The 13,265-nt window shown below is 64.3% G+C and carries 12 protein-coding genes; 3 read left to right on the top strand and 9 right to left on the bottom strand.

Annotated elements, in window-relative coordinates; all coding sequences use genetic code 11:
- Positions 1-5: 5 nt before the first annotated feature.
- Positions 6-2,342: a TonB-dependent receptor gene (locus tag R9B85_RS13575; RefSeq protein ID WP_112251262.1), complete on the bottom strand. Its 2,337-nt coding sequence runs from the start codon at positions 2,340-2,342 to the stop codon at positions 6-8.
- Positions 2,343-2,534: 192 nt separating this feature from the next.
- Here R9B85_RS13575 and R9B85_RS13570 point away from each other — a divergent pair, with 192 nt between their 5' ends.
- Complete coding sequence (locus R9B85_RS13570) at positions 2,535-3,449, top strand: LysR family transcriptional regulator (RefSeq protein WP_207877606.1); 915 nt, start codon at positions 2,535-2,537, stop codon at positions 3,447-3,449.
- Between the two features lie 129 nt (positions 3,450-3,578).
- On the opposite strand, the gene R9B85_RS13565 is transcribed toward R9B85_RS13570, so the two are convergent.
- Together R9B85_RS13565 and R9B85_RS13560 are read right to left on the bottom strand one after the other, a co-directional pair.
- Positions 3,579-4,484 (bottom strand): TauD/TfdA dioxygenase family protein, encoded by a 906-nt coding sequence (locus R9B85_RS13565; RefSeq protein WP_423770294.1) that lies wholly within the window; start codon positions 4,482-4,484, stop codon positions 3,579-3,581.
- Between the two features lie 37 nt (positions 4,485-4,521).
- Positions 4,522-5,559 carry an ABC transporter substrate-binding protein gene (locus tag R9B85_RS13560; RefSeq protein WP_423770293.1) on the bottom strand — a complete coding sequence of 346 codons (1,038 nt, stop codon included), beginning with the start codon at positions 5,557-5,559 and terminating at the stop codon, positions 4,522-4,524.
- Positions 5,560-5,856: 297 nt separating this feature from the next.
- Between R9B85_RS13560 and R9B85_RS13555 the strand changes: the two genes are divergently transcribed.
- Positions 5,857-7,458, top strand: a complete 1,602-nt coding sequence (locus tag R9B85_RS13555; RefSeq protein ID WP_243432227.1) for an ABC transporter permease — start codon at positions 5,857-5,859, stop codon at positions 7,456-7,458.
- Entirely contained in the window at positions 7,455-8,318 is an 864-nt protein-coding gene (locus tag R9B85_RS13550; protein WP_112251256.1) for an ABC transporter ATP-binding protein, read from the top strand. Before R9B85_RS13555 ends, R9B85_RS13550 begins: the two co-directional genes overlap by 4 nt.
- Before the next feature lie 212 nt (positions 8,319-8,530).
- Here R9B85_RS13550 and R9B85_RS13545 read toward each other — a convergent pair whose 3' ends face one another.
- The 6 genes from R9B85_RS13545 to R9B85_RS13520 form a co-directional block, all read right to left on the bottom strand.
- On the bottom strand, positions 8,531-8,812 hold the full coding sequence (locus tag R9B85_RS13545; protein ID WP_112251254.1) for a DUF971 domain-containing protein: 282 nt from the start codon (positions 8,810-8,812) through the stop codon (positions 8,531-8,533).
- Positions 8,812-9,777, bottom strand: coding sequence for a HEAT repeat domain-containing protein (locus R9B85_RS13540; protein WP_252378453.1), 966 nt, complete (start codon positions 9,775-9,777; stop codon positions 8,812-8,814). The genes R9B85_RS13545 and R9B85_RS13540 overlap by 1 nt, the downstream gene beginning before the upstream one ends.
- Positions 9,774-10,625 carry an ABC transporter ATP-binding protein gene (locus R9B85_RS13535; protein ID WP_112251250.1) on the bottom strand — a complete coding sequence of 284 codons (852 nt, stop codon included), beginning with the start codon at positions 10,623-10,625 and terminating at the stop codon, positions 9,774-9,776. The genes R9B85_RS13540 and R9B85_RS13535 overlap by 4 nt, the downstream gene beginning before the upstream one ends.
- Entirely contained in the window at positions 10,625-11,407 is a 783-nt protein-coding gene (locus R9B85_RS13530) for an ABC transporter permease (RefSeq protein WP_112251248.1), read from the bottom strand. The genes R9B85_RS13535 and R9B85_RS13530 overlap by 1 nt, the downstream gene beginning before the upstream one ends.
- A 15-nt stretch (positions 11,408-11,422) precedes the next feature.
- Positions 11,423-12,829 (bottom strand): ABC transporter substrate-binding protein, encoded by a 1,407-nt coding sequence (locus R9B85_RS13525; protein ID WP_207877612.1) that lies wholly within the window; start codon positions 12,827-12,829, stop codon positions 11,423-11,425.
- 118 nt (positions 12,830-12,947) lie between these two features.
- Entirely contained in the window at positions 12,948-13,193 is a 246-nt protein-coding gene (locus tag R9B85_RS13520) for a 4Fe-4S dicluster domain-containing protein (protein ID WP_046616397.1), read from the bottom strand.
- Between the last annotated feature and the right edge of the window lie 72 nt (positions 13,194-13,265).

Genomic DNA, 13,265 nt, shown 5'->3' with positions numbered 1-13,265 from the left:
TGTGCTCAGAAGTCGTAACGGGCGGTGGCGCCAAAGGTGCGCGGGGTGCCGAGCACGCCGGCATAGCCACCGTTGGCGGAGTTCCAAAGGCTGGTGAAGTAGGTCTTGTCGCCGGCGTTCTTCACCCACAGCGACAGGTCGACCACGCCGTCGCCCTGGTCCAGGCGCACACCGGCGGAAAGGTTGACCAGCGCGTAGCTGGGGATCTGGCCGAAATCGGAGTCGTCGATGGTGCCCACCGCCTTGGAGCGGAAGGCGTAGCTGGCGGTGACATAGGGTTCGATGTGCTCGCTGGCCTGCCACTTGTACTGGGTGTTGAGGTTGGCGATGTACTTGGAGGCGCCGACAACCTGGTGGCCGGACAAGTCGCAAGTGGCGGTGGCGTTGGCCAGGCTCACCTCCGGCGGGCATGGGGCGTCCTTGTACTCGGTGTAGCGCACATCGTTCCACGAGCCGTTGAAGTTGACCGTGAGGCCGCGCAGCGGCAGCGCCGTGGCTTCGAACTCCAGGCCACGCGAGCGCACCTTGCCGGCGTTGGCCAGGTACTGCACGCGGTTGACCTGGTCGTAGACGTTGGCCTGGTAGCCATGCACTTCGGCCCAGAACAGGTTGGTATTGAGCTGCAGGCGGTCGTCGAACAGCGAGCTTTTCAAGCCGACTTCGGCGTTGTTGACCCGCTCGGTGCCAACCAGCAGCGAGTCGGTGCCCAACCGAGGCGCAGCGCCAACGGTAAGGTTGATGCCGCCAGACTTCTCGCCGTGGGTCAGGGTGGCGTAGCCCAGCAACTGCTCGTTGAAGCGGTAGCTCAGGCCCAGCAGGCCAGAGGGGCTGAAGCTGTACTGGTTGAGGTCGCCTGAATCGTAGGCGCCTACCCGAGCCTGGCGCGCTGCTGCGGCGGCCCCGGTTACTGCTGCGCCGCCGGTTGGTGCATCGCGGGTCACCCAGGCGCTCTTTTCTTCATAGGTGCCGCGAACGCCGGCGGTGAAGTCCAGGCGGTCGGTGATGTGCCAGGTACCCTGGGCGAACAGCGCGTAGCTGTCCGTGTCGATGTGCCCGTTGCCAATGGTGTCGACGTTGGCCAGGGCGCCAGCCGGGGTGAGGTTCCAGATATCCGCCTGCGGCCCGTAGTAAGTGAAGGATTTGTTGTCCAGGTCCTGCTTGAAGTAGTACGCGCCAAGCACGTAGTCGAAGGCGCCCCCGGTGGGCGAAGCCAGGCGGATTTCCTGCGAGTACTGCTTGTCGCGCACCGATACCCCGGCGCTGTAGAACACCGGCACGTTGAGGCCGTCGTCATTGCGCGGGGTGAAGTCCCACCAGCGGTAGGCGGTGATCGAGGTCAGGGTGAAGTCGTTGGGCAGGGTCCAGTTGGCCTCCACCGAGGTACCGCCCTGGAACACCGTCACTTGCTGGTCGGCGTCGAAGTTGACCTTGCGGTCCTTGCCCGACACCAACGTCGCGCCGGCCTGCGCGGCCAGGCTTTCGTAGCGGTTGACGCCATTGATGGTCGGGCCGGTGCTGTACAGGCTGAGGATGCCGTTGTCGGAGTCTTCTTCGTTGTATTCGCCGATCCAGCGCAGGTTGAAGGTTTCGCTCGGCTTGAACAGCAGCTGGGTACGAAAGCCTTGGCGCTTGCCGCCATTGAGGTCGTCGCCGTTGTGGATGTTCTTCACATAGCCGTCGTCCTCGGTGCGGTAGGCGCTGATGCGCCCGGCCAGTGTGTCGCTGATCGGCCCGGAGAAGCTGCCTTGGGTCTGCAGGTAGCCGTCTTCACCTATCGACTGCTGGATGCTGCCTTCGCGGTGGAAGGTGGGCTTGCGCGTGGTGATGTTGAGCACGCCGGCGGTGGTGTTCTTGCCGAACAGCGTACCTTGCGGGCCGCGCAGCACCTCCAGCTGCTCCACGTCCAGCAGGTCGAACACGGCCATGCCGGGGCGGCCGAGGTAGACGTTGTCGAGGTAGATGCCGACGCTGCCTTCCAGGCCATCGCTGGCGGGGTTGTTGCCCAGGCCACGGATCGAAATGCTCGACTGGCGGGCATGAACGTAGGCGACGTTGGTGCTTGGCACCAGTTGCTGCAGGTCCTGCACGCGGTAGATGCGTTGGCTTTCCAGGGTTTCGCTGTCGAGCACGCTGATCGGCGTGGGCACGCTTTGCGCGGTTTCTTCGCGGCGGCGTGCATTGACCGTGACGGTACCGAGCTTGGCTTCCTGCTCCACCGCCGGGGTGGCGTTGACTGGCTCTTCGGCGAAGCTGGTAGAGGATGCGGCCAGCAGCACGCCAGCAGCCAAGGGTTGCAAGGTGAAACGCGACGCGCGCGCAGGCCAACGGGAAACTCCGGACATGCAAATGCTCCTTGAGGCATGGGCCCTGGCGAGCATTTCCGTTGGCGGAACCGAATCGCGGTCAGTCGGGCTTATATTCTTTTAAGTGATATAAATATTTGCAATTCATATTTTGTGGAATAAGTGACACCCTTTATAAGGTGGCTAACCCTTGTCAGCAATTGCATTCGACCGAAAGTTTCAATGTAAAAAATGCATATCGATCTCCGTCAGCTGCGCCACTACATTGCCCTTGTCGAGCACCGCAGCTTCGTTGCTGCGGCGGCTGCGGTGAACCTGTCGCAATCAGCATTCAGCCGCAGCATCCAGACCCTCGAACACAACATCGGCTGCCGCCTGGTGGACCGCGCCAGCAAGGAGCTGGCGCCGACTCGCCAGGGCCTGTTGGTGCTGGAACATTCGCGGCGGCTGGTGCATGGGGCACACAACCTGGTTAACGAGATTCACCAGTTCAACGGTGCCACTACCGGCGTGGTGCGCTTCGGCTCCGGCCCCGCGCCGGCAGGGGGTTTGGTACCGCGGGCGGTGGCACGCTTCGTCGCCGAATACCCCGCGGCCCGTACCTGCTTCCAGGTAGATAACTGGCAGGCGCTGAACCGCAAGCTGGTTGCCGAGGAGATCGAGTTCTTCGTCGCCGACACCCGCCAGTTCGAATCTGATCCGGACTATCAGGTGCACAAGCTGGCGCCGCAGCGCTGGCATTTCTGCTGCCGCGTCGGGCACCCTTTGACCGAGCGCGAGAATGTGCAGGCGCGTGACCTGTTCGACTATCCCCTGGCCACCACCTTCCGCCCGCCGAATATCCGCAAGATCCTCAGCGACCTCAGCGGGCGGCAGGATTTTCTGCCGACGGTGGAGTGCGAGCATGGCTATGCGCTGCTGAATGTGGTGATGCATTCGGACACCATCGGCATTGCCTGCAATGCCAACTTGCGGCCGTATCAGCGTGACGGGGGATTGGTGGCATTGCAGCTGGCCGACCTGACAGTGGAGCAGGAGGAAGCGTTCTACACCCGTTATGGGGTGGTGAGCCGGGTGGGGTATGGGCTATCGCCGCTGGCTCAGGGGCTGGTCAGGCAACTGATTGCCTGCGATACCGAGTTGTAGCTGGCGGGGGCTGTGCCCCCGAATCGCCGGCAAGCCAGCTCCCACACCGACCGCGCCGAGTTCAAGCCATGTGCAGTACCTGTGGGAGCTGGCTTGCCGGCGATGGGCCGCAAAGCGGCCCCGGCAATATCAGCCTTTACGCGTAGTACGGCTGAGTTGCCCATCCACCCCGACCGGCACCTCACCCGCCAGGGTCACCCGCCGCACCACCCGCGGCTGGGTCCCGTAATCATCCACCGCATAATGCTGCGTCGCGCGGTTATCCCAGATGGCCACATCCCCAGCCTGCCAGCGCCAGCGAACGGTGTTCTCCAGGCGTGTCACATGCCCTTGCAGCACTGCGAACAGGTGTTGCGAATCCGCCAGCGAATAACCTTTGATGCGCTTCACGAAATGCCCCAACTGCAGCACCCGCTCGCCACTGATCGGGTGCACGCGCACCACCGGGTGCTCGGTCTCGTACACGGTGGAGGTGAACACCTTGCGGTAACGCTCAAGCTTCGCCGGGTCGACATCGGGCTTGAGGCTCGCGTAGTCATATTCGTTGCTGTGCACCGCCCACAACTTGTCGGCCAGCTCGCGCAACGGCTCGGGCAGCTCCTGGTAGGCCGTGGCGGTGTTGGCCCACACGGTGTCGCCACCGGATGCCGGCGCCACCACGCTACGCAGGATCGAGGCTTTGGGGTAGGCGTCGACGAAGGTCACGTCGGTGTGCCAGGAGTTGGCCCGCTGGCCTTCGGCACCATCGAGCTGCAACAGGTAGCTGGTGCCATCCACCACTGGCACGGTGGGGTGGGCGACCGGCTCGCCGAGCAACTTGGCGAAGGCTTCCTGGCTTTGGTCATCCAGGTGGGTCTGGCCACGGAAGAAGATCACCTTGTGCTTCACCAGCGCGGCCTGGATGGCGTCGAGGGTGGCGGCATCAAGGTCGGCGGACAATTGCACCCCGCGAATTTCGGCGCCGATGCGGCCGGCAACCGGGTGTATGTCGAGTTCGAGGGTTTGTGGCGCAGTGGCCAGGGCGGCGTTGCTCATGGTCGTGTCCTTGCGGTCATTGTCGGGTTTTCGGGTTTCAGCGGGCGGCCTGCACGGCCTGTTTCTGTTGCAGGGCGGCTTCGAGGAAGCGTGGTTCGATCCAGTCGGCCACCTGGAAGCCACGGCGGATCAGGCGCTCCTTGGCAGCCAGGTCCACGCCCTGCTGCAGCTGGCCGACAAATTCGGCGTCCAGCCGTGGATCGAAGTAATGGGCCAGGCCTTCCTTGGCCAGGTCGTCGGTAAGGATGCTGCGCGGCCAGTTGGCATTGCTGGCCACCAGCTCGACGTAGGCCTCGCGGTTGTGTTCGTCGCGCAGCCAGGCGCTGGCCTGTTGCTGGGCATTGACCAGGCGCTGCACCAGCTCGGGGTATTTGCGGATGAAGTTGCCAGTGCCCAGCAGCACCGCCTGGGTACTGCCGGCGCCTTCCAGGTCACGTGAGTTGACCGGTAGTTCGACCAGCCCGCGTTCGCGCAGCGACAGCAGGTTGGACAGGCCCCAGGTGGCGTCGATCTGCTTGGCGGCCAGTGCGGCGTTGGCGGCGTTGAAGTCCAGGTTGATCACCTTCAGATCGCGCTCGCTCAGCCCCTGGCTGGCCAGGGCGCTGGCGAACGACAGCTGGTTGGCGGTGCCACGGAACACCGCCACGCGCTTGCCCTTGAGGTCGTGCAGGGTCTTGATGCCGGAACCGGGCACCACGCCCAGGTAGCTCTTCACCCCACGTACGCCCGCCGACAGTACGCGGGTGTCCAGGCCATTGGCCTTGCCGACAATGGCGGCCAGGTCGCCGAGGTAGGCGAAATCGGCCTGGCCGTTGGCCAACGCTTCGTTCACCACCGGCCCGGCGCCCTTGAAGAAGTGCCAATCGATGCGAATGTTGTCTTTGGCGAATTCCTTCTCCAGCAGTTGCTGGTCACGCAGCACATCGACCACGCCACCGGCGCTGGGCTTGCTGCCCGCGCTGAGGTCGGGTACGGCGATGCGGATGCTTGCTGGCTTGGCCGGTTCAGCTGCGTGGGCGCTGAGGGTAAAGGCCAGCCCAAGGGCGGTGATCAGGTGACGCAGCGGGGTTTTCATGGCAAGGCTCCTTGGCAGGCTGCCACCGGCGATGGCCGGCGCTTTGGCCAGAAGCTAGGCAGGTCTTGTTAGAACCTACAAAGATCAAAACTTCATTCTTCAGTAACTGGAAAGCATAAATCAGGCGACATGCGGGCCTGCGGCGGGCTTGCGGAAAACGCATGGAAAATATGAGGAAAACGCAACGGCGAGGGGCTTCCGTATGCAGGAAGTGCATGCTCTTATCTCTTGAGAGTCGTTTTTGAGAATTTTTAATTCCATAAATGAATAATCTAACAATGCTTCGAGAGATGGCCGATGAATGGAATTCTGAGCAGAGGTCGGGATTGGTTTCGAGGGCCGCTGCGCGGCCCATTCGCGACGCAAGGCCGCTCCCACAAAGATCGCGCCAGCTTGCTGCCCTGGTTGTTGCCTGTGGTTATTGCGCTGCTGTGGGTAGTGGCCAGCCGGGAGCACTGGATGAGCGAGCAGATCCTGCCAGCGCCGGCATTGGTGTGGCAGAGCGCGGTGGAGTTTGGCTCCGGCGAGCTGTGGGGGCACCTGTGGATAAGCTTGCAGCGGTTGTTCTGGGGGTTGGCGGTCGGCATCGGCAGCGGCTTGCTGCTGGGAGTCTGGCTGGGGGCTTCGCGGCGGGCGCAGACGCTGGTGCTGCCTACTTTCGTGGCGCTGGCACAGATTCCTACCCTGGCCTGGATCCCGTTGTTCATGCTGTTCTTCGGGATCGGCGAATTGCTCAAGCTGGTGGTGCTGGTAAAAGCCGTGGTGGTCCCCGTTACCTTGCACACGCTGGTCGGTGTACGTGATGCCCAGCCCAAGCTGCGAGAGGCCGCTGCAGTGCTGCGCCTGCCTCGCCATCTGCTTTTTCTGCGGCTGCTGCTGCCGGCTGCACTGCCCGCCTTTCTAACTGGCGTACGCCTGGCCCTGGCCACCGGCTGGACCTCGCTGCTGGCGGTCGAACTGCTGGCCTCCAGCGAAGGGATTGGCTACCTGATGGTGTGGGGGCGGCAACTGTTCATGCTCGACCTGGTGCTGCTGTGCATCCTGGTGATCGGCCTGGTCGGCGCACTGCTGGAGCGCGGCTTCTCGGCCCTGGAAAAGCGCTTGCTGTACTGGCCGCAAGCGGCCACAGGGGAGCAGCACCGTGGCCCCGTGCCGCGGGGTTGGCAAAGCCTGCTGCTGCCACTGGCACTGTTGGCACTGTGGCAGGCCAGCAGCAGCTTTGGCTGGGTCGACAGCAACATCCTGACCTCGCCACTTGAAGTGTTGCGCACCCTGCTGACCGGCCTGGCCGATGGTTCGCTGCCTCAGGCCTTGCTGCTGAGCCTGCAGCGCGCCCTGGCCGGCTTGCTACTCGGCGGTGGCGCTGGCCTGCTGGTCGGTTTGCTGTTGGGGCTTTCGGCCAATGCCGAACGTATCTTCGGGCCAAGCCTGTCGGCCCTGCGTCAGGTGGCGCTGTTTGCCTGGGTGCCGCTGCTCACAGCCTGGTTCGGCCTTGGTGAAGGGGCCAAGCAGGTATTCGTCGGCATGGCCGCGTTCTTCCCGCTGCTGATCGCCACCCAGCGCGGTATCGCCAGCCTGTCGCCGCAGCTGGGCGAAGCGGCGCGCACCCTGCGCCTGAACCTGTGGCAACGCCTGCGCCTGCTGGTGCTGCCCGGCGCAGCCCCGGCCATTTTCGCCGGCCTGCGCCTGTCGCTGATCTACGCCTGGCTGGGCACCATTGGTGCCGAATACTTCATGCCCTCGGACGGCGGTATCGCCAGCCTGATGGTCGGCGCGCAGCAACTGTTCCGCATGGACCAGGTAATGGCCGCCATGCTGTTGATCGGCCTGGTCGGCGCCCTGCTCGGCACCCTTGGACAACGCCTCGAATCGCGCGCCACGCGCTGGAGAACCGCATGAACGCCTTCAATACCTCACACCTGCACGCGGCCAACCAGCCCGACGTCACTCCTCCCCTGGTCAGCTTCGAGGGGGTCGGCAAAGTGTTCAGCGTCGATGGCCAGCCGCTGGAAGCCATCCGCAACTTCAACCTGTCGATCAACCAAGGCGAATTCATCGCCATCGTCGGTGCTTCCGGCTGCGGCAAATCCACCCTGCTGCGCCTGCTGGTCGGGCTGGATACCGACTACAGCGGCAGTATCCGCGTCGACGGCCACACTGTCAGCGGCATTGGTAGCGAGCGCGGCATCGTGTTTCAGGAACACCGGCTGTTCCCTTGGCTGAGCGTGGAACAGAACATTGCTCTGGGCCTGGTCAACGAGCCGCTCATCCAGGGTGAACGCGCGCGACGGGTACACGAGTTCGTGCAACTGGTGGGGCTGGTCGGTTTCGAGTCGGCCTACCCACACCAGCTGTCCGGCGGCATGGCCCAGCGCGTGGCGATCGCCCGAGGCCTGGTAGCCAGCCCGCGTATCCTGCTGCTCGACGAGCCGTTCGGCGCGCTGGATGCGCTGACCCGCCAGCAACTGCAGGACGAGCTGCTGGCCATTCGCGAACGTGCCGGCATCACCACATTACTGGTCACCCATGACGCCGAAGAGGCTACCTACCTGGCCGACCGGGTGGTGGTTCTGGAGCCACGCCCGGGGCGGATCAAGTCGGTGGTGGAAATCGACCTGCCACACCCACGGTTGCGTACGGGCGTAGCACTTCACGGGCTGCGCGAGAAGGTACTGCACCAGATCACTGGGGATGGCGGCTACCTGACACCGCCGGTGCGACGGGTCGAAGGGCTGAGGCCGGAGCTGATTGCGCTCTGAGCCTGTGGGAGCGGGCGTGCCCGCTCTCACAGGACTGCACATGACTTTTGAATTAACAGGAACCCTGTGGGAGCGGCTTCAGCCGCGAACACCGGCGCAGCCGGTGCCATGCACCGCGTTGGATTTTTCGCGGCTAAAACCGCTCCCACAGGGTACGCGGACCGCCTGCGAATTCAGGTCTCCATGCGACAGCGAATGCCCGCGAAGAAAACTCACCGGGCACTCAGGTCTCGCAGGTAAGCCCAAGGGTAGATACCCCGTTCATGCCCATCGCTGAACACCAGTTGCACGCCATATCCTTGCGGCTCGATGTGCACCACGCGCACATCATCGCGAACCAGGCTGATGTTCCCCTGCAGCCGTGCCGCTCGGCATTGCGAGCAGGGGCAAGCACCGCGCAGGCGGGCATGGCTGAGGCTATGTTCGCCGTCTTGCCATTGCAGCATCAGTTGCCCGGGGCCGCGCATGTTGCGAAGAGCTTGCGGGGCGTTCATCAGGAGGCCCCGCGCAGTTGTGCCATGGCAATCCGCACAGCCTTGCGCACCTCGGGGTCGCTATCGGCCTCGGCAGCCTGCAGCACCGGCAAGGCACGCGCCTGGCCCAGCTCCCCCAGGGCCAGAGCGGCCTCCTTGCGCAGGTTGGCCATGCCGTGGCCAAGCAACTCGCCAAGCGCGTCCAGTGCCGCAGCATGACGTAGCCGCCCCAGAGACCGCGCCGCACGCAGACGTACTTGCCAGAAGTCATCGGCAAGGGCATTTACCAGTGCCGGGCCTGCAGGGGCCAAGCCCACCTTGCCTAGCGTGGTGGCGGCTTCTTCGCGCACTTGCCAGGCCTTGTCACTCAATGCCGCCACCAAGGCTGGCACCACCGCGCTGTCGCGCGCGAGCCCCAGCGCACCGATGGCCGCGCGGCGCACCTCGGTGTCCGGCTCGTCTTCGGCAAGCTTTGCCAAAGCTGGCAAAGCCGGCTGGTGCTTGAGCCAGCCAAGAATACCCACGGCCTCACGCCGGACCGCAGCGTCGTCATCGGCCAGGGCAAGCAGTGCAGGCTCCGCGGCATCTTCCAGGCGCAGCTCGCGCAAGGCGCGCAGGGCGCTGGCACGGACGAAGGCATCGGCATGCTTGACCCATGGCAGGATCAACTGCCCGGCTTCCAGGCTCTTGAGCTCGCTGAGGCTCTGGGCGGCCGCCAGCCGTACCGGCTCGGCAGCATCGGCCAGCGCAGCGCACAGGGCCTGCACGACTTCGGGCTCTTCCCAGGCCTCGAGCAGGCGCGCGGCCTCGGCGCGCACCTCGTCGGCGGCATCCACCAGCAGCGCATCGGTGAGCCATGGCAAGCCATCGGGGTCTTCCAGGTCGGCCAGTTCGATCAGGCCGATACGGCGTACCCCCGCGTCAGCGGCCCCAAGGCGAGGCAGGAGGGCAAGGATGTCGGGGTTGTCAGTCGTTCGTTCAGTCATAGCGCGATCCGTAGCGGTGGGTGCTCAGTGTCCGGCAGGCCCAGCGGGGTCAGGCGCGGAAGTTCGCGGCCCTCCTCGTGACGGAGCAAGGCCAGACAGTGACGCTTGAGGTGAGTGAATTCAGGGCTGGTCAGCAGGCTGGCGCGGCGTGGGCGCGGAAAGTCCAGGTGCAGGTCTTCGATAAAGCGGCCAGGTCGCGGGCTCATCACCAAGATACGGTCGGCCAGGAACAGCGCCTCGTCGATGTCGTGTGTGACGAATACCACGGTGGTGCGGATACTTGCCCAGATATCCAGCAACAGCTCCTGCATGCGTGCACGGGTTTGCGCATCCAGGGCACCGAAAGGTTCGTCCATCAGCAAAAGGCGCGGGCGGTTGATCAGCACCCGGGCAATCTCGGCCCGTTGCTGCATACCGCCGGAAAGCTGGCTGGGCCAGCGCCCGGCAAAGTCATCCAGCCCCACCAGTTGCAGCATTTCGCGAGCCTGCCGGCGACGTTCGGCGCGGCCCTGGCCCTGCATCTTCAGGCCGAAGGCCACGTTGTCGAGCACGCTACGCCAGGGCAGCAAGGTATGGTGCTGAAACACCATGCCACGCTGCGGTGACGGCCCGGCAACAGCCTGGCCGTCCACGCTCAACTGGCCGCTGCTGGGTACCAGGTGCCCGGCCAGGGCACCGAGCAACGTCGACTTGCCACAACCGGAAGGGCCAAGGATGCAGACGAACTCGCCAGGCTCTACGGCAAAGTCCAGCCGCTGCACCGCTTCGAATGCTTCGCTACCGTGCCCCAGGCGTATCGACAGGCCACGCCCGTCAATACGCCCTGGGGCTGGTTGATAACTGTTCATCAGCTGGCCCTCCGCGTGCGGTACCAAGGCGTGGCCAACTCCCCAAGGCGCTTGACCAGGGCACTGCTACCCATGCCCAGCACGCCGATCAGCAGCATGCCGACGATGATGTCGGGGTAGTTTTGCAAGGTGTACGACTCCCAGGTGTAGTAGCCGATACCGAACTGCCCGGAAATCATCTCGGCGGTGACCAGGCAGAACCATGATGTACCCATGCCGATGGCCAGGCCCGTGACGATGCTTGGCAACGCTCCCGGCAACACCACTTCACGCAGAATCGACCACCGCTCTGCCCCGAGGCTGCGCGCCGATGCAACCAGGCGCGGGTCGACGGCCTCGACGCCGTGCACGGTGTTCAGCAGGATCGGGAACAACGCGCCAGTGAACGTTATGAACACCATCGACAGCTCCGACGACGGGAACATCAGGATCGCCAGCGGGATCCACGCCACCGCCGGAATCGGCCGCAGTACTTCCAGTGGCGGCAGCAGGGTGTCCTCGGCCCATTGCGAGCGGCCGATCAACAACCCCAGGGCCACGCCAGTCAGCGCTGCGGCGGCATAACCGGCAAACACCCGCGACAGGCTGCTGCCCAGGTGCGCCAGCAGGGCGCTGGAGGTCAGCAACTGCCAGGCAGCTTCCAGCACCGCCTTGGGTGTGGGGACATAGGTGAACGTCAGCAGCCCGAGGTCCAGCTTCACGCTCGCCGCTGCCTGCCAGAACAGCAGGCAGGCCAGCAGCGAAGCCAGGCGCACCGGCCAGCGCTTGAGGTTACGGGTCATGTCGGTGCCTCCCGGTCAGCGCTGGGCGACCAGCTTCTGGTTGGCGCTGACAAAGTCCAGCGCTTCACCGCCGTGGGCCTTGGCATACTGCTCGGCCTGGTCCTTGAGCAGGAACGCCGCGAGTTCACCCTTGGCGTTGCGCACGAACCAGGCCTGGTTCGCCAGCAACTTGATTCCGCTGTCGGCGGCCTGGGCGTAGATGGCGCGGATGTCCTTGCCCTCCTGCTCCAGCTGGGCCAAGGCGCCAAGCGCGGCCTCCGGCGAAGCGTAGTGGCGGACCTTGCCTTCACCGCGCACCCAGATCTGTGCCAGGCGGCTGAAGTCGGTAATCGGTTTGCCTGTCAGCGCGTCATTGGCCTTGAGTGGCTGCGGGTCGTAGTCTTTCAGCGCCTTGTCGTAGTCCAGGCCAGCCTCCTTGAAGGCCGCACGGATGTACTGGTCGTCGATGAACTTGTCGGTGTCGAGACCGCGATCGGTCTTTTTGAGCAGCTTGAGCGTATCGATGGAGGTTGCGACTGCCTGACGGTATTCAGGCTTCCAGGTCAGGTCGCGGGTCTGCAGGCCGAGCGGGCCGTGGAACAGGTAATTGACCTCGGCTTCGATGCCGGTGACTTTCTCGATCAACTCGCTGTACTTCTCAGGTTCCGCAGCGATCAGCCGATCGGCTTCGAGGCTGGCGCGCAGGTAGGCGGTGACCACTTCCGGGTACTTCTTCGCATATTCGGCATCGACCAAGGCGCCATGGAAGGTCGGTGCGTTGGCCTGGGCGCCGTCATAGATCTTGCGGGCGAAGCCGCGGTTGGGGAACAGTTCGGCGAACGGCACAAAGTCGGCATGGGCTTCGATGCGGTTGCTACGCAGGGCGGAACCGGCGATTTCCGGCGCCTGGGCGATGATGCGCACATCCTTCTGCGGGTCCCAGCCCTGGGCTGCCACGGCACGTAGCAGCATGCCATGGGCGGTGGAGGCGAACGGCACGGAAATGGTCCTGCCCTTGAGTTCAGCCAACGATTGCACGCTGGACGCCGCAGGTACGACGATGCCATTGCCGCTGCCGTGCACGCTGCCCGACAGCACGCTTATGAACAGGCTGCGTTTGCCGGCATCCAGGTGAGCAACGCCGTTGAACGAGCCGGGGAAGTCGGCCATGGCGCCGAAGTCGAGCTTGCCAGCGACCATTTCGTTGGTCAGTGGCGCACCGCTGGTGAAGTTCTTCCACTCAACCTGATACTTGGCATCTTTGTATTTGCCGTCATGCGGCAGGTACTTGTCCAACAGGCCAAGCTCGCGTATCAGCAGGCCGCCGGTGGCGCAGTTGATGGTGGTGTCCTGGGTGCCGATGGCGATGCGGATGGTTTCGGCACTGGCATTCAGGCCAGTGAGCGCCAGCGCGAGGCCGGCCACGGTTGCAACAAGGCGCATGGGTGTTTCCCCTCGAGTCGTTATAAGAATTGGGTCGTCTCCGCCGCCCGGCTTGGGTGGTGGGAAACGAGGGGCAAAGCAGGAGGGCGTCCGGTGGTGCGCCGGATGGCGGGATGAATCAGCGCAGCAGGTACGGGATATCGACCTTCACCGCACCAGTGGGGCAGTCCTTTTCGCAGGGCATGCAGTACCAGCATTCGTCGAAGGCCATGTAGGCCTTCTGCGTGGCCGGGTTGATCGCCAGCAGGTCCATGGGGCAAACCTCGACGCATACGGTGCAGCCTTTGTCGGCGATGCACTTGTCTTCGTCGATGGTGACGGGGGCACTGCTGCGGAAGAAGATTTCTTGCGGCTGGTAGGCCATTTCACGGAGTCCTCGGGGCCTTCATTGGCTCCCTTCTATCTAGAGGCTTGCACGTTTCCCTGTGGGAGCGGG

It is taken from the genome of Pseudomonas sp. NLJ1 (genome assembly GCF_049486705.1).
GTDB lineage: Bacteria > Pseudomonadota > Gammaproteobacteria > Pseudomonadales > Pseudomonadaceae > Aquipseudomonas > Aquipseudomonas inefficax.
Note: the sequence above shows the minus strand (reverse complement) of the source record. Positions and strands in the feature narration are given on the sequence as shown.